The 17,823-nt window shown below is 42.7% G+C and carries 10 protein-coding genes; 8 read left to right on the top strand and 2 right to left on the bottom strand.

All coding sequences use genetic code 11. From position 1 onward, the window contains the following. Nucleotides 1–21: 21 nt before the first annotated feature. The 5 genes from FN809_RS16255 (at nt 22) to FN809_RS16235 (ending at nt 6,470) form a co-directional block, all read left to right on the top strand. On the top strand, nt 22–1,071 hold the full coding sequence (locus FN809_RS16255) for a glycoside hydrolase family 43 protein (protein ID WP_221929459.1): 1,050 nt from the start codon (nt 22–24) through the stop codon (nt 1,069–1,071). 24 nt (nt 1,072–1,095) lie between these two features. Next, nucleotides 1,096–2,907 (top strand): glycoside hydrolase family 2 protein, encoded by a 1,812-nt coding sequence (locus FN809_RS16250; RefSeq protein WP_142534592.1) that lies wholly within the window; start codon nt 1,096–1,098, stop codon nt 2,905–2,907. A gap of 5 nt (nt 2,908–2,912) precedes the next feature. Beyond that, nucleotides 2,913–4,016, top strand: coding sequence for a cellulase family glycosylhydrolase (locus FN809_RS16245; protein ID WP_142534591.1), 1,104 nt, complete (start codon nt 2,913–2,915; stop codon nt 4,014–4,016). A gap of 39 nt (nt 4,017–4,055) precedes the next feature. After that, on the top strand, nt 4,056–5,144 hold the full coding sequence (locus FN809_RS16240; RefSeq protein WP_142534590.1) for a glycoside hydrolase family 43 protein: 1,089 nt from the start codon (nt 4,056–4,058) through the stop codon (nt 5,142–5,144). A 165-nt stretch (nt 5,145–5,309) separates the two neighbouring features. Beyond that, complete coding sequence (locus FN809_RS16235) at nt 5,310–6,470, top strand: aldose epimerase family protein (RefSeq protein ID WP_142534589.1); 1,161 nt, start codon at nt 5,310–5,312, stop codon at nt 6,468–6,470. Nucleotides 6,471–6,989: 519 nt separating this feature from the next. Here FN809_RS16235 and FN809_RS16230 read toward each other — a convergent pair. Together FN809_RS16230 and FN809_RS16225 are read right to left on the bottom strand one after the other, a co-directional pair. Then, nucleotides 6,990–7,223: a hypothetical protein gene (locus FN809_RS16230; protein WP_142534588.1), complete on the bottom strand. Its 234-nt coding sequence runs from the start codon at nt 7,221–7,223 to the stop codon at nt 6,990–6,992. A gap of 466 nt (nt 7,224–7,689) precedes the next feature. Next, on the bottom strand, nt 7,690–11,790 hold the full coding sequence (locus tag FN809_RS16225) for a hybrid sensor histidine kinase/response regulator transcription factor (protein WP_185957591.1): 4,101 nt from the start codon (nt 11,788–11,790) through the stop codon (nt 7,690–7,692). A gap of 289 nt (nt 11,791–12,079) precedes the next feature. Between FN809_RS16225 and FN809_RS16220 the strand changes: the two genes are divergently transcribed. The 3 genes from FN809_RS16220 (at nt 12,080) to FN809_RS16210 (ending at nt 17,810) form a co-directional block, all read left to right on the top strand. Further along, on the top strand, nt 12,080–15,220 hold the full coding sequence (locus tag FN809_RS16220) for a LamG-like jellyroll fold domain-containing protein (protein WP_142534586.1): 3,141 nt from the start codon (nt 12,080–12,082) through the stop codon (nt 15,218–15,220). Nucleotides 15,221–15,352: 132 nt separating this feature from the next. Continuing rightward, nucleotides 15,353–16,435 carry a glycoside hydrolase family 130 protein gene (locus FN809_RS16215; RefSeq protein ID WP_221929458.1) on the top strand — a complete coding sequence of 361 codons (1,083 nt, stop codon included), beginning with the start codon at nt 15,353–15,355 and terminating at the stop codon, nt 16,433–16,435. Nucleotides 16,436–16,514: 79 nt separating this feature from the next. Beyond that, complete coding sequence (locus FN809_RS16210) at nt 16,515–17,810, top strand: MFS transporter (protein ID WP_142534585.1); 1,296 nt, start codon at nt 16,515–16,517, stop codon at nt 17,808–17,810. The last annotated feature ends 13 nt before the right edge of the window (nt 17,811–17,823 follow it).

The raw sequence follows: 17,823 nt of genomic DNA, 5'->3' as shown, positions 1-17,823 counted from the left end.
CCTTCATTAAAATTAAATGATATGATATGCCAGAAAAATAAATACCTATTTATAATCACGTTCGTTTTAGGCCTGGTCCTTTCGTCCGGCAACGCTACGGCGCAACAGCCCGATCCCCCCGGCCAGGCCATAACCTCCGGCGAAGCGGTTAACCAAGCATATTTGTTTGCGCACATGACCCATCAGGATTATGGGCGATTGTACTATTCGGTGAGCCTTGACGGTTTACATTGGCACGCGCTGAACAAGCGTAAAAGGGTTTTTGAAGAGTACAAAGGACACCCGGATATCTGTAAAGGGCACGATGGCCGATATTATATCGCAGGCAACCAAAGTGATGCATCGCCTGATATTAACATCTGGGTTTCAAAAGATTTGATTTCGTGGCAAAAACACAGCACTTTTACACCGGATCTTAAAAGCACGCCGGATTACTCGTACTGTTTGCAGCGCATTGGGGCGCCTAAAATATTCTACGACAAAGATTCAGGAAAGTACCTGTTAACCTGGCACACACCACATAAAGAAGGCGGAGAAACATACTGGGCTAGTCAGCGGACTTTATATGTTCTGTCCGATGATTTAAAAACCTTTTCGGAATACCCTACGCGTTTGTTCGACTGGGATATAGGCACCATAGATGTAATCATCCGCAAGGTAGGCAATCAATACTTCGCTATTTTAAAGGACGAGACCTATCCTACCCTATATTGGGTAACCGGCAAAACCATTCGCACAGCAAAGGCACCTTCGTTACTGGGGCCCTACTCGCTGCCTTCCGATCCCATAAGCCCTAATTTTAGGGAAGCGCCCATGCTGATACCTTCGCCCGACGATGAGATTTGGTATCTTTATTACGAACAGTATCCAGGCGTTTCCTATGGCCTGTCCATTGCCGACAACATGAACGGCCCCTGGTACCAGGCCTCGGGCTATACATTTTTTAGCGACTGGGATAAATACAGCCTGCCCGATTCCGTGCGCCATGGATGCATGATCACCATCTCAAAAAATGAATACAACGATTTGGTAGAACATTTTGGCATAGAAAAAAAAGAAAATGACAATTAATAAACTATTTAAATATTTATCAAAATGAAAAAGTTTTTTTTACTGATCTTTTTGGCGGGATTGTTCTTGTCGGTTGGTGCACAAAGCTGGAAGCCGGCAGGCGATAAGATCAAAACCCCATGGACCGAAAAAATAAACCCTGACAAACCATTGGCCGAATACCCTCGCCCACAGATGGTACGCGATAATTGGAAAAACCTGAACGGACTATGGGATTATGCCATCGTGCCAAAAGGCAGCAGCATACCCCAAAAATTTGATGGTAAAATATTGGTTCCGTTCGCGGTAGAATCGAGCCTCTCGGGCGTACAGAAACGCGTTGGGAAAGATCAGGAATTATGGTATCACCAAAGCTTTATCGTGCCGCCCAACTGGAAAAACCAAAGGGTGCTGTTGCACTTTGGGGCCGTGGACTGGGAAACGGACGTATGGATCAACGATGTCAAAGTGGGCAGCCATCGTGGCGGATATACGCCTTTCAGCTTCGACCTTACCCCTTTCCTCACAAGGGGCGGCAATCAAAAGCTCGAAGTCAGGGTATGGGACCCGTCGGACAAAGGTTTTCAGCCGCGAGGCAAGCAAGTGGAAGACCCAAAGGGCATTTGGTACACCCCGGTTACGGGAATATGGCAAACCGTATGGCTCGAGCCTGTTGCCCCTGCTCATCTATCACAACTTAAAACCGTTCCAAACATCGATGGGGGCAATGTTTCCGTATTGGCTTCGGCACAAGGTACAGCTGCTTACGATTTAGTGGAGATTAAAGTGATGGACAATGGACAAATGATAAGCACCGGCAAAGGCGTTGTAGGTCAGGAAGTCTTGATGAGCGTGCCCAACGCCAAGCTTTGGAGCCCGGGCTCCCCTTTCCTTTATGATATGGAAGTATCCTTGGTGCGAGATGGTAAGGTACTTGATAAAGTAAAGAGCTATTTTGGTATGCGCAAAATATCCACTGCGCGCGACGGGAACGGTGTGATGCGCATGCAACTCAACAACAAAAACTTGTTTCATTACGGAACCCTTGACCAAGGCTGGTGGCCCGACGGACTTTATACGGCACCTACCGACGAGGCTTTGCTGTTCGACATCAAAAAAACCAAGGATTACGGTTTTAATATGATACGCAAACACGTTAAAGTTGAGCCCGCCCGCTGGTACTATCATTGCGATCGCGAAGGTATCCTGGTGTGGCAGGACATGCCCAACGGCGACCATTCGCCGCAGTGGCAAATGCGCAACTACTTTAACGGCAAGGAGGCGCAACGCAGCGCAGAATCCGAAGCCAATTTCCGCCAAGAATGGAAAGACATCATGGATCTTGCCTATTCGAACCCCAGCGTGGTGGTGTGGGTTCCATTTAACGAGGCTTGGGGTCAGTTTAAAACACCCGAGATAGTGGAGTGGACCAAAGGCTACGATCCATCGCGCCTGGTGAACCCGGCAAGTGGCGGCAACCATTATCCCGTGGGCGACATGATTGATATGCACAATTATCCCGGGCCGGTGATGGGACTCTTCGACCCGCAACGGGTGAACGTGCTGGGCGAATATGGCGGCATAGGATTGGTATATCCCGAACACGTATGGGAGCAAGGGCGTAACTGGGGTTATGTGCAATACAAAACAGCCAAAGAAGCCACCGATGCCTACATAGAGATGGCCGAACAGCTAAAAAAGATGATTCCCTTTGGCTATGCTGCTGCCGTTTACACCCAAACCACCGACGTGGAGGTGGAAGTGAACGGCCTGATGACCTACGACAGAGAAGTGATGAAGCTGGACGAAGAACGGCTGCGGAAAGTAAATCAAGAGGTGATTGAAACACTAAAATAAAAAAAATGAAAAAACATATTTTTTTAAGCATCATACTCGGCTTGTTCCTACTTGTAGGTTGCAACAGCAGCCCCAAATCGAGCAAAAACAACGAAAAGGCACTTGAAGCCGGCACTAAGGGGCGTTGGACAGTAGAACAGGCCAAAGTCTGGGGTGAAGAAAAAGGCTGGCTGCGGGGTGCCAATTTTAACCCCAGCACTGCCATAAACCAATTGGAAACCTGGCAAGCCGAAACGTTCGACCCCGAAACCATCGACAGGGAACTTGGATGGGCCGAAGACATTGGGTTGAACTGCATGAGGGTTTACCTACATCATGTGGCATGGCAGGTGGATAAAGAGGGTTTTAAAGATCGCATGCGTGAATATCTGGATATTGCGGATAGTCATGGTATCAAAACCATCTTCGTTTTTTTTGACGATTGCTGGAATGCCACGTATCAGGCCGGCCCTCAACCCGAACCTAAGCCCGGTGTGCATAATTCGGGCTGGGTGCGCGATCCGGGCGACCTGTTGCATGAACAGCCTACGCTTATCAACGATCTCGAAGTCTATGTAAAAGACATCCTAAATACTTTTGATGGTGACGGACGTATCGTGATGTGGGATTTGTATAACGAGCCGGGCAATTCGGGCTATGGCAACAAATCGATGCCACTGCTTAAGGACGTTTTTGGGTGGGGACGGGAAGTGCGCCCTTCGCAGCCATTATCCGTGGGCGTTTGGAGCCTAAGCCTATCCGACCTTAACAAGTTTCAGGTTGAAAACTCTGACATTATCACCTACCACAACTACGAAGGTCCCGAAAAACATCAGGCAGCCATCGACAGTTTGAAGCGATATGGTCGTCCGATGATATGTACCGAATATATGGCACGACGTAACAACAGCTATTTTCAAAATATCATGCCCATCTTAAAGCGCGAAAACATTGGTGCAATCAATTGGGGTCTGGTGGATGGTAAATCTAACACCAAATATGCTTGGGACGAGCCCATTGCCGATGGCTCGGAACCACAGCTTTGGTTTCATGAGATATTTAGGTTGGACGGAACGCCTTACAGACAGGAGGAAGTAGAGTTAATCATGAGCCTGACCGGTGCTGAATAAGACGTTTCAACTAAAATAAAGAATTCAATAAAATCAGCTATGTATTTAAAACATGTATTTATTGCTATCGGAATTTTGTTATTGGTTTCGTGCCAACAAAAAGCACCGGTATCTTTTGAACCGCAAAACCCCTTGCCGGTAAAGCTGGCCGATCCATACATTCTTAAAGCTTCGGATGGCCTATATTATATGGTGGGAACGGGCGAGGTCAAGGATGGCTTCAAAATGTATTCGTCCACCGATTTAAATGAATGGAAAGACGAAGGTCGCATTTATCAAGGCAATACCGGCAGCTCCTGGAACGTGGCCAGTTTTTGGGCCCCCGAACTGTACGAACGCAACGGAAAATTTTATCTGTTTTATAGTGCCGATTGGCGCGAAAACCCAAACAATGATCTGGAAACGTTCCGTATTGGTGTAGCGGTATCCGATTCGCCCACCGGTCCTTACGCTGATATGTTCAACCGCCCGGTATTTGACCCAGGTTATCCCATTATCGATGCCAATCTCCTTTTCGAAGACGGTAAGGTATATCTTTATTATTCCCGCGCATGTTATAAACACCCTGTGGAGAGTGAAGTGGCGGTATGGGCACGCGAAAAGGGCATGTATGATGAGATAGAAGAAAGCTGGATTTACGGCGTGGAGATGAAGCCCGACTTTTCGGGTGTTATCGGGGAGCCCCAAGTGTTGCTCCGTCCGCCGCTCACCATGGACGACCAACAGGCTGAATGGGAAAGCCGGTCTGTAACCTCGGGGGAGGTGAACAGGCGTTGGACCGAAGGTTCCTACATATTTAAGCATAACGACATCTTTTACATGATGTATTCGGCCAATTTTTATGGCGGAAAAAACTATGCCGTGGGATACGCCACCTCCAAATCGCCTTTAGGCCTGTTTACTAAAGCGGACAATAACCCTGTGCTGGAAAAGAACGTGGAGAAAGGTGGGATCGTCACCGGTACCGGTCACAATTCGGTTACCGTTGCACCCGACGGGAAACAGATGCTGTGCGTTTATCACGGGCGTACCTCAAAAACGGGCGACCAGCGGGTGGTGTTTATCGACCTTATGGAAATACGGGAAGATGGTATCTTGGTGGTACATGGCCCAACCACGCGCGACTAGAAATAAAATTTTAATAACATCATCAAATCATCAATATTTTTTCCAACTTTATAATGTGATTGCTCGGGTACAATTTTCACCCAAACCATGTAAAGAAACACTACAAATACATGTACAGACGGACAAAATGTGCGTCTGTGTCTCTAACACTTAAGAACAAACCAGATGAAAAATATTTTATTTCTTATGCTAACCGCCACCACCCTACTACTGGCAGGATGTAATCCAACAGCAAAGACAGATAGCGACAAAAAAACATGTTCCGATTTAAAAAGGGATGATTTTAAAACAGAGTTAAACGGGGTCGAAACCAACCTTTATTTTCTTCGCAACGGTGATATTTCGGCCGCCATCACCAATTATGGTGGACGTATCGTTAGCCTGTGTGCACCAGGGCGTGACGGTAAGTTGGCCGACGTGGTATTGGGATTCAACAGCATCGACGAATATGTGGGTGCAAAGGAAGTGTACCACGGCGCCTTGATTGGCCGAGTGGGCAACCGCATTGCCAAAGGAAAATTTACACTGGACGGGATGGAATATACCTTGCCTATTAACAATGACCCCAATCATTTGCACGGTGGCCCTGGTGGTTTTCATAACGTGGTGTGGAGCGTAAAATCAGCCAACGACACCTCTTTGATATTGACACATTTGTCTAAGGACGGCGAAATGGGCTATCCCGGCAACCTATATGTAGCGGTAACCTACACGCTCACAGTTAAAAATGAATTGACCATCGATTACAAAGCCACCACTGACAAGGCCACCCCCGTAAACCTGACCAACCATGCTTTTTTTAACTTGGCAGGCGAAGGCAGCGGCGCCAGCATTAACGAGCACTTGCTGACCATCAACGCCGATCTTTTTACGGCGGTTGATAGCACATTAATTCCCCTGGGCGAAAATGTGCCCGTTGAAAGAACGCCTTTCGACTTTAGACAAGCCAAAGCTATCGGGACCGATTTGCCGCAGCAAGACAACGATGAACAACTGAATAATGGTTTGGGCTACGATCACAACTTCGCAATCAATAAAAACGAAGCTGGTGGCATGACATGGGCAGCTACCGTGGTAGAACCTACAAGCGGACGAAAAATGACCGTTTATACCGAAGAACCCGGGCTACAGTTTTACGGCGGCAACTTCATGGACGGATCCGACATAGGTAAAAGCGGAGTCCCCTATGGGTACCGTCAATCATTTGCTCTTGAAACGCAGCATTTCCCCGACTCGCCAAACCAACCCAATTTTCCATCCATAATCCTAAATCCGGGAGAGGTATATGAAACCGCCACCATTTATAGGTTTAGTGTGGATAAATAAAGTCCCTTTATTTATTATTAATTAACTCATCGGATGCATTTTTACGGTTGTAAAATTCATCCGATGAGTTTTTTGTTTATTCCCTTGAGACACATAATATTTCTAGTGATTAGGGTATCAATGTTCCCCGTGCATCGGACAACTTGCAACAGACCAAAGATGGCACGGTGCGTCACTCAACGGCGTGTTGTACCATTTGGGTGCGTAAGCAAAAAAACACGCTTGTAAATAAAAGGTTTCCTTGGCGGAGTTTACGTAGCAAGGAAGCGTTATTTGCAAGGGTGTTGTCGGGGCGTTAAAAGCTCTTGGCATGGAATAGCGGAATGGAGTGACCGTTTTTCAGGTCACCTTCCGCTAAGTAATGCCAAGTACTGTAACGCGAGGGGTGCCGGAGGGGGAAAGAATAGATGATGGGGAAGGGTTAAAATTTAAGCTGAAAATATTTAAACAATTTATAATTGTATTATCATCTTCAGCTTAAAACCACCGTTAATAAATACGGTTTGAAGAAAAACAAGGCTAATCAGCCTTGTTTTTTATGTTCACGTAGCAAGTGTGTGTCTTGCCGAACTCGTCGGGCTGCTTCATTCTGGCAACCTCGAAGCTAAGGTACTTTTTGCCTTTGTACGCATGTGAATACTCTAGTGCGCTGTCCAATTCTACGGTTACTTTTACAATGTCAAGATCTTGCACCTGTGTCCCCTTACCAATGTAGTTTCTGGTAAACCCGTTTTTTTCGTTTTTCTTAGCCATAACTTATTTTTTTAATTAATAATTACATGCAAGATGTAAGGGAAAGCGGATATGGCATCGCAACAAGCAACTGGAATACCGGAGCAAAGCGAGGATATGCCGGGAAAATTGTTGGATGTGCGGAGTATCCCGGAGACCATTGCCGCAACCCTATCTTAGCTTGGAATTTTAATTGAAGAGTTGTGACGCTAAAGAAAGTGAACAAAGGGTTGGAAGATAACATCTAAAGGGGGGACAGGTAGATTCTTGTTCATTTAAAAATTTTACCCCTACAAAACTTTTAATAAGCTTTCGATTAGTTCGGCAAAAAACGGGTGAAGCAAAGTATCAAGGAAGCTCATTTTATTATTTATGGCAATATTGAAATAAAGGAATAAAGCCTGAAAGATATTCTTAGTTTAAGGCTTACTTACTTTTCTTTAAAATGATAAAAATAAACCTAACGGTGGGACCCTCCAAAATTATATCAGACCATCTTATTGAACTTACTTGGGGTCTCTCCAAAAAGCTCCTTGTACGAACGGTAAAAATAGGTGCGATTATTAAATCCTGTCATAAAAATTATGTCCGATATGGAATGTTTACCTTCAGAAATCAATTGTCTCGCTTGTTTTAATCTGTAGTCTTTAATCAAGCCATGGGGTGTAAATCCAGTCAAAGCTTTTACTTTTCTGTATAGTTGAGCTTTGCTCATAGCTAAATCCGAAGCCATTTTATCTGCATCAATATTTTCATCGGCATAGTTGGCCTCAACAAAAGCAACACATTTTTTTAGCAGCTCTTTATCCCTGGAAGAATAATCCTGTTTGAGATCATAAGTAGGTGTACCAAAATTTGTTCTGAAATATTCTAAAACCTGCTCTCTTGATTTCAGAAGTCGTTCAACTCTTACAAAAAGGTGCTTTGGATGAAATGGTTTGGGGATATAAGCGTCAGCCCCCATTTCCAATCCCTCGATTTCATCCTCTATTTGGGAACGGACAGTAAGCAGAATAACAGGGATATGGCTGGTCAGAACGTCTGCTTTAATAGTTTTGCACAAGGTTAAGCCATCCATTTCGGGCATCATAACATCACTAACGATCACATCCACTCTTTTTTCGTTTATCACTTCAAGGGCTTGCTTCCCGTTCTGCACAAGATAAACATCGTACTGCTCAGAGAGCATTTTATAAAGCAAGTTGGAAAGTTCAGGATCGTCTTCGGCAACAAGCACCTTATATTTTTTAGGCGTTGTCCACAAGTCCGCCTTTAACGAGGACAAAGATTCATCCCCCTCTGAATATTCCGTAAGTTTTTCAGATATATTACTCAAAAGTTGATTCCTCCCTATTAGGCTTGACGATTGCGCAGCTATGCTCATATCTGGCTCCACAGCTTGAAACGGTATGGCAACAGTAAATGTACTCCCCTGTTCCAACTTACTTTTAACAGATATATTTCCCCCATGAAGTTCCACAAGACTTTTTGTGTATGCAAGGCCAATCCCAATCCCCCTAAATGTTTTTGTAGACCTTTTTAAATCAGGTGCTTGTTGGTAATAGCTGTCGAATATATTTGCCGCTATGTTGGGAGCAATACCTACTCCGGTATCCTCTACCTCTATAAAGATAGTTTCACCGATCAGTTTCAACCTGAGCGCCACACTTCCACCTTCAGGTGTATTTTTAATTGAGTTACTTAGTAGGTTTAGCATTATTTTATCCAGTTTTTGCGAATCAAGGAGACAATGAAGTTCATCCAACTCAGGCTCAAAACTAAGCTCTATTCCATTCTCACGCGCAAAATGACTAAAAACATCCACGATATTATTCATCACACCTATGATTTCAACCGGTCTTGGTTCAAGCTTCTCCCGCCCTGTATCAACCTTCCTGAACTCCAGTAATTCCTGAACGAGCCTTTGCATACGCCTGGAATTTTGGTAAATGGTTTTTGTTAACGCTGAGGCTTCCTTCGGTTTTTTATTGGGGTTTAACAAACTTGCGGCAGATGCAAAAATTAAAGTAAGCGGTGTGCCAAACTCATGGGCAAGGTTTGTGAAAAACTTCAACTTGTATTGGTTTAATTCTATTTCTTTCTGATGCTGAAGCTTTTCGAATGCGATTTGATGTTTTACTTTTATTCTTTTGTTCTGGTATTTAAAAACAATATATACCAAAATTACAATGAGGAAAGTATAGATCGAATAGGCTGGCCAAGTCATCCAAAAGGGTGGCTTTACAATTATGGAGATGAATCTGGCTTCCTTTGACCAAACTCCATCTTCATTTGTCGCTCTTACAAATAACTTGTATTCTCCCGGAGGAACGTTTGTGAAATTAGCTTCACGTTGATTCTCAACAGAAACCCAATCAGGGTTAAAATTCTCCAGCTTATATTCAAATAAACTCTTGTCAGGGTTTATATAATTTAGCGTAGTAAATTCGACCGTAAAAAAGTTCTGATCATATTTGAGAACAATCTCGTCAAGTTCATCAATGTTTTTATTTAGTATGGCAGTCGAGTCACTAGGTAAAACCTTTTTATTGTAAAGTATAAAATTTGTAAAGATTAGTTCTGGTGCTTTCTCTGAGATTTGGATGTTCTCCGGGTAAAACCAATCTAAGCCATTTATTCCCCCGAAATAAAACTTACCAGTTTTCTGCCCTATACGGGCAGCTCCATCACTAAACTCATTGCTTTGCAATCCATCTGCACTATTAAAATTGAGGAATTTCTCTTCGCTCACAAAAAACTTACTCAATCCATTATTGGTACTTATCCATAGATTGCCTTTTTTATCTTGCAATATACCATGTACACTATTATTGGGCAATCCGTCCTTAATGGTGTAGTATTCGAAACTATATGGCAAATAATTAATATCCACCTTATTCAGCCCACCGCTGCTACCCACCCATAAATTATTGTTTCTTCCAATATGCAGACTGAGAATGTCATTGTCGCTAAGGCCTGGTTTTTCTATTGTGTCAAGTGTATAGTTTTCCATTTGGCCAGTGATTGTATTTAACCTATAAATCCCGGCTCCCCGAGTACCTAACCATAGAATGTTTGGTTTCTCTTCTACAATAGCATAAACAACATTGCTTTGAAGCGGATCGTCCATACTTCCCCCTTTAATATGCATATGGTTAATAAGTACGAACTCCCCTTCTTCCTTTTTGATGTTTAGCCCCAAGATGCCATAACCGCTCGTTCCCAGCCATATTTGATCAAAAGCATCGATACAAATTGCATATACCGAACCAAATTCCAGATCCTCACCCCCTTTAAGCTCGGAAGGGAAATGAAAGAATTCCCCTGTCTCCATGTCTAAAACATCTATCCCAAAACCATCGTGCCCGATCCATAAATTACCAAACCCATCCTCTTGGAGCGATAAAACCGCATTGTTCGTCAGGCCATTGGATGTATTGAAATACTTCGTTTCCCCATCCTTATACGGAATAAGGTTCAAGCCGTTACCTCTTGTTCCTACCCATAAACCTCCTTTCTTATCTTCATAAATAGATCGTACGATTTGGTGGTTTAACTGACGAGTTTTTGCTTCCCCTCTCCCGATCTGATAAAAAGGCTTGGGCATTAAGTGGCTTCTAAATACCCCCTCGCCATCTGTCCCGATCCAAAGCAAATCATCGGCTGTTTCCAGGATCGACCAAATCTTAACTTTCTTATCTGCAAGTTCCGGAATTTGATTTATGACCGATTGGGTAGTAAAATGATCGTTAGGGCGTACCTTGAAAATATTCCCGTCATCTGTGCCCACCCACAAGAAATCTTTATCTCCTGATGTTTCAATTGTGGTTACAACAAACGCTGGATCCTGGGGGTGGATGGATGTTACTTCCCAATTGCTGAGGTTGATAAAGAACAGTCCGCCTTTCCTTTGGCTAAGAGCCAAATAGGGAATCTCTTCAAACTCAAAAAGCCAACGCTCCTCAGCAGTCGATAAATTTAGATTTGGGTAATGTGTAAGTAAATGGATTCTGTTCAAAACTTGTAATGAATGGGAATCCATCACGATCAAGGAGTCTTGACTTAAGATAAATAGGTTATCCTGTAGAGGTAAAAAAAGATCGATGCTTCTTACTGTTTGTTCGCCCAGCGTGGGGAACTCTATAGGTATAAAATTATCTTGGTCGGTGGAGAATTTAAAAATTCCTACGCCAAACGCATTTACCCAAATATTTCCATCGTAAGCAATTCGCGCTTTCAAACTTTGCTCTTTTACGCGATGCGCTGCAAGTTCAGTAAACCAGCAAGTAAAATTGTCAAAATCGTACGAATACCGATTAAGCCCTTGCTCGGTAACGATCCAAAGATTGTTGTGCTTGTCTTCAATTATTCGTCTAATAATATTATTGCTAATGGCGTTCTTGTCAAATATATCGGGTACATATGTTTTAATACTCTTGCTATCGTAACGGTTAAGGCCATCCCAAGTACCAAACCACATAAATCCGCGAGAATCTTGGTAAATATTATTTACGGCACTGTTTGAGAGACCCATCTCATTGGTGATCCTTAACGATTGCCATATCAACCCACTACCTAAAAGACTCATCTTTGAGAAGGAAAAAAATACAATCAAAGAAACTATTAGAACAGAATGACTTGATATGCGGCGCATTGTATTAAAACGGAAAATTGAAAATAAATAACACATAATCGTAAAGTTAGTCGATAAAACGCAATACTCTCCCTAAACTTTTCAGAAGCAAGTTAACTTAAATTTTTATTGTACTATTCCTCTAAAAATCATTGATCCCATTTTGATAATAGAGTGTATAGTATTGCAAATAGAGTTTACAAAATTCTTTATAAATGGGTGTATCTTTATTGAAAAATAACTTATGAGATATGTAAACAGAATCATACCCCATTGGCTAATAATTATATTTTCAATTTCGGCCAGTCAACTATCGGGGCAACAAATAGATATTCCCAGGATTAGCTTAATGCCCAACTTCCCCCAACCATACGAAATGCGGGATTGGAAAAAAGTTGCCGGCGGTTATGATTCCATCGTTTTTAATCAAAATCTTGTTGGTGAGCACCTACCTCTGGTCTTTTCCCGGAATAATTCGCTTAACTACCCGGGACTTCCAAGCTTCGGCTTGCACACTGCGGTTGGAACAAACGCGCCAAGCTCCGGTGAGGCCATCAACGTAATTCCTGCCGTTGTTGGTGCAAGCTTGGTGGGTATAGATAAAACCAATCAGTTTGGCAACAACTGGGTGTCCATGGTAAGAGAGTTTTTTAACAAACGCCCACAGGAGAATATATATCTGAATCATCCTCAAACGAGTTCGGGCAACGACTGGTGGTACGAAACCATGCCCAATGTTTTTTTTATGCAACTAAAAGATTTGTACCCTGAAATTCAAATCTTTGATGATCAACTACCGGTCATGGCCAACCAATGGATGCGAGCGCTACGAAAAATGGGCGCATCCGATACCCCTTGGGCATCGCCCTATATGAACTACCGCGCATGGAGCATGTCAACAATGGATCCGCTGGATGAAGGCGTTAAACAACCCGAAGCCGCAGGAGCAATAGCGTGGATCCTCTATAATACTTATGTGGAGACAGGACAAAAGGAATATTTAAAGGGCGCTGAGTGGGCGATGGAATTTTTAAATGAGTGGGCCGACAATCCTTCCTATGAGTTGCAATTGCCTTACGGCGTTTATACTGCTGCAAGAATGAACGCAGAGATGGCTACTCGATACGATATTGAAAAAATGGTAAACTGGTGCTTCGATAGAGGCGATCTTAGAGGGTGGGGAGCGATAGTTGGTAGATGGGGAGATTTGGATTGCTCCGGGCTTATTGGCGAAGCGAACGATAATGGAAATGATTATGCCTTTTTGATGAACGGTTTTCAACAAGCGGGGGCACTTGTACCGATGCTCCGGTATGATGAACGGTTTTCAAAAAGCATCGCCAAGTGGGTCTTGAATATGGCCAACGCATCACGACTCCTTTACCCTGCTTACCTCCCTCCTAATATGCAGGACAATGCAACTTGGTCCGAAACTTACGATCCAAACTCCTACATAGCATACGAAGCACTGCGAGAGGTCAAGAACAACGAAGAACCCTACGCAACCGGGGATGCTATTGCTGGCGGATGGGCGCAAACCAATTTAATGCTGTACGGTTCGTCCCACGTTGGCACATTGGCTGCCATTATCGACACAACCAATATAGAAGGAATCCTTCAGCTGGATTTGCTCAAAACAGATTACTTTGGTCAAGAAGCCTTCCCCTCTTATCTTTATTATAACCCATTTGAACAAGCCCATTCAGTTAATTTCTATTTACCCGAAGGCACTTTTAAATTATACGATGCCATTTCTAATCAGTTTATCGGCCATGGGCAATCAGGTGTTTCCAGTATTGAATTATCTGCGGGCAGCGCTGTCATGATTGTGATAGTGCCACAGGAGGCAGAGATAGAATATACAAACAATAAAACAATTGCCAACGGTGTAATTATTGACTTTAATAATGGATTGCCCACGGAAAATTTACCTCCCCGAATAAAAGCATTGGCAAGTGCCGACAGCACCTTAGAAATAAATAAATCAACGACTATTTACTGTACGGCATACGATGCCAACAACGAGGAGCTTACATATTCTTGGTTTATAGGGAACTCCGTATCCATGGCTACTAGTGAGATAAAGTACGATGCGCCAAAAGATGTCGGTAAATATACAATTGCTTGCAAAGTTGAAAACAAAAGTGGTTTAACAGACTCCTTATCAATACAAATAGATGTAGTAGAACGAATCCCGCACCCTCCCAAAATACTTTCTATCACAGCCACTCCCAGAAAATGCAAACCTGGAGAGAAAATCGCGCTGTTATGTAATGCGCAGGATTATTACAACGACCCTTTGCAATACGCATGGGAAACAAAGTTAAGTGGTGCTATCGCAGGCGATGGTGAGTCTGTTACCTTAACCGCTCCCGAGGAAGAGGGGAATTACTACATCTTATGCAAAGTGAGCAATCCGGATAATCTGTTTGCCAAAGATAGTGTGCAAATTATTGTTCGGGACTTTCAGGATAATCCCGCGGGGGACAGAGTCGCATTTTATAAATTAAGAGGGAATGCCGATGACGATAGCGGAAATAATCTTCATGGGATTGTTGGTGGAGGGATAACCTGGACCGACGATATGAACGGGAACAATAATCATGCGGCACGCTTTGACGGTTCCTCGGCCAATATTTTAATGCCTTCATCCGAAAAATTAAACTTTTCCGAGGAAATCTCAATTTCTATCTTTTTAAAGATAGATGAGCTTTCCACCAAAGAGCAGCATCCCATTTCGCATGGAAGCTGGGAAAACAGATTTAAGATATCTATTACCGACAACAAGTTGCGATTTACGGTCAATTCTAGCGAAAGCATAAGAGATCTTGATTCCGAGTCTAGCCTAACAGCAGGCGAATGGTACCATGTGGTAGCATTGTATGACGGGGTAAATATGGAGATTTGGTTGAACGGAGAACTGGATTCCTTCGCAAATCATTCAGGGACAATTAACCAATCCCCTGTAAATATGGTTTTGGGCCAAAATTTACCCGGAAATAATGAGTATAACTTTATGGGCGATATGGCTATGGTTAGCATCTTCAACTTTGCCCTTACGCCTGCTCAAATTAATAAGGTACAACTTTTGGAAGATGTAGGAATCACACATCCATCCACCAATAAAGATTTAGTTATATACCCAAATCCAGTTAACAATTTAGTTGTTAATTTACTTTTTGATACCAGTGATGTGGAGTATGTTCAGTATCAAATTTTTGATATTAAAGGAAGTCTGGCCTTTTATGAGAGCCACAGTTTATCTGATGATGGACAAACACCATTGACTATTAACTTACCTTCTAGCTTTTTGTCGGGATTGTATTTTTTGAGAATTTTAACAAATAACAAGACTCTATCTACGCGCTTTATGATTTCCGAATAATCTGGACTCTCACTTTTTAGCAACTAAAAAAACGCTAAAAGCCTTGAACTATAACGATTAAGTCGATTTTGATAATAGGATGTACTAATTTGAAAACCCGGTACACACGATTCACATTAATTCATCTTAATTTTGAAAACAATACAAACAGGTGAATTTAAAACAGATAAGATGGATATTGCTAAACGATTTAAAAATAATCCGATTCTTAGGCCCAAGGATATAAAACCAAGCTCAAAGGAGATGTATATCGAATGCCTCCTTAATCCGGGCGTTTTTCAGTTCGATGGGAAAACTTGGATGCTGTGCCGGGTTGCCGAAAGAACCAAACAGATAGAGGGGAGTATCAAAGTCCCCGTTTTAGATGCGAATGGTAAAGCCGAGATCCTAACCTTCGATCAGAACGACCCCAAGCTTGATGATTCCGATCCAAGAGTAATAACATACGATGGTAAAAATTACCTTACCACTTTATCCCATTTACGTTTGGTCAACAGTAAGGATGGAAAAGTTTTTACAGAACCGGACTCCTATAAGTCAATTAATGGTAAAGGGGAATATGAGTCGTTTGGAATAGAGGATTGCAGGGTTTCCCAAATAGGCGAAGAATATCACCTTACCTACACCATGGTTTCAGAAATTGCGGTAGGTGTAGGGTATATGTCAACAAAAGATTGGAAGAGCTTTAAAAGGCAGGGCATGATTTTCCCTCCCCACAATAAGGACTGTGCAATCTTCGACACAAAAATCAACAATAAATATTATGCACTTCACCGGCCAAGCAGTCCTGAACTGGGGGGTAATTATATCTGGATAGCCGAGTCCCCTGATATGCTTCATTGGGGCAAACACCAATGCATTGCAGTAACACGATCAGGAATGTGGGACAGCGCAAGGGTAGGGGCAGGAGCTGCACCAATTGCAACATCCGAAGGATGGTTGGAGATATACCATGGCGCAGATGAGAACAACCGATACTGCCTGGGCGCACTCCTTCTTGATAGGGATAATCCGGCCAAGGTTATTTCAAGAAGTATGAAACCCATCATGGAGCCCATTATGGAATACGAAAAAGAAGGGTTTTTTGGAAATGTGATTTTTACCAATGGCCATATTGTAAACGGCGATACAATTACACTCTATTACGGAGCTAGCGATGAAGTAATCTGCGGAGCAGAACTTTCCATTCAAGAAATCCTGGATTCATTGAAGTAAAACATATTATCTGTGAGAAATAAGATCCCCCGTTTAAGATTTATTCTGTGGGAGTTAAAAGTTACCATATCTAAAAATAATGAAAAAGAAACTTTTCTCTGAATATCAGTTTTTCCTTACCATGCCGCGCGATATGCGCCTGGTGCTTATCACCAACATGATATATGCGTTTGTTTTGCCCATCATCGATATTTTCGTTGGCGCTTACATTATGCGTAGTTCCAACGACCCCTCGATGGTTGCAGTATATCAACTGTGCGTATATACCGGTATTCCTTTCACATTCTTAATAAACGGTTTTTTGCTGAAGAAAATTAACATTTCGCATTTATACAGTTTCGGAATGCTGTTAAGCGGTATTTCAATGATCTTTATGATGACGCTCAGCAAAATAGATATGGGCGGCGTTTCCATCGCTGGCTTAATTATGGGTGCATCTTTCGGCTTTTTTTGGGCCAATAGGGATTTTTTAACCTTAGACACTACAAACGATAGCAACAGAAATTATTATTACGGAGTTGAAACGTTTTTTTATACCCTTACGTTTATTATTGTACCGGCTGTTGTTGGATGGTTTATTGTCCAAAGCGGAAAAAATGAATGGTTCGACGGAAAAATTACAGGAGCCTATCAGGTGGTCACAGGGGTAGTAATTCTTCTTACCATACTTGCAAGCATGGTAATTCACAAAGAAAAATTTAGAAACCCCGACAAGAAGAAGTTTCTCTATTTCCGATTTGACTTGCTTTGGAAAAAGATGCTTGCTCTTGCATCTTTAAAGGGTATGATCCAAGGATATTTGGTTACGGCACCGGCCATTCTAATTATGACTTTAGTTGGCGACGAAGGAACACTTGGAACCGTTCAAAGTGTGGGCGGTATTCTAACTGCATTTATCTTGTACATCTTGGGCAGGACAACCAAACCCAAGCACAGGCTAATTATTTTTACCACCGGGATGGTTATATTTCTTATCGGGGCACTTGCCAATCAGATACTTTTCTCTGCGGTTGGGGTCATAATTTTTGTTCTTTGTAAAGTCCTGTTTATGCCCTTGCACGATATCGCTTACTTTCCAATTCAGATGAGAGTAATCGATATTCTCTCGGTAAAAGAAAACAGAAGCGAGTACGCCTATATCTTTAATCACGAATTTGGCCTCTATATTGGCCGCTTCTTCGGGCTTGTATTATTCATAGTGCTCGCTCTTTATGTTTCTAAAGATTTTGCGCTTCGTTATGCACTCGTTATTGTGGCTCTTATCCAGATGATCTCTATTCCTGTTGCAAAAAATATTATCAACCATGTAAACAAAACTGTGGGTGAGGTAAAAAAAGACAATCCTAATCTTGTTGCCACTAAACTTGACCATTAAACTATCAACAATG

This window comes from Saccharicrinis carchari, assembly GCF_900182605.1.
Lineage (GTDB): Bacteria > Bacteroidota > Bacteroidia > Bacteroidales > Marinilabiliaceae > Saccharicrinis > Saccharicrinis carchari.
This window is presented reverse-complemented; position numbering and strand designations above follow the sequence as displayed.

Bases quoted from the DNA above. Each gene is read 5' to 3' on its own strand.
- FN809_RS16240 (WP_142534590.1), top strand. From the start codon at position 4,056: ATGTATTTAAAACATGTATTTATTGCTATCGGAATTTTGTTATTGGTT.
- FN809_RS16255 (WP_221929459.1), top strand. From the start codon at position 22: ATGATATGCCAGAAAAATAAATACCTATTTATAATCACGTTCGTTTTA.
- FN809_RS16210 (WP_142534585.1), top strand. From the start codon at position 16,515: ATGAAAAAGAAACTTTTCTCTGAATATCAGTTTTTCCTTACCATGCCG.
- FN809_RS16225 (WP_185957591.1), bottom strand. From the start codon at position 11,790: ATGAGTCTTTTAGGTAGTGGGTTGATATGGCAATCGTTAAGGATCACC.
- FN809_RS16220 (WP_142534586.1), top strand. From the start codon at position 12,080: ATGAGATATGTAAACAGAATCATACCCCATTGGCTAATAATTATATTT.
- FN809_RS16250 (WP_142534592.1), top strand. From the start codon at position 1,096: ATGAAAAAGTTTTTTTTACTGATCTTTTTGGCGGGATTGTTCTTGTCG.
- FN809_RS16230 (WP_142534588.1), bottom strand. From the start codon at position 7,223: ATGGCTAAGAAAAACGAAAAAAACGGGTTTACCAGAAACTACATTGGT.
- FN809_RS16235 (WP_142534589.1), top strand. From the start codon at position 5,310: ATGAAAAATATTTTATTTCTTATGCTAACCGCCACCACCCTACTACTG.
- FN809_RS16245 (WP_142534591.1), top strand. From the start codon at position 2,913: ATGAAAAAACATATTTTTTTAAGCATCATACTCGGCTTGTTCCTACTT.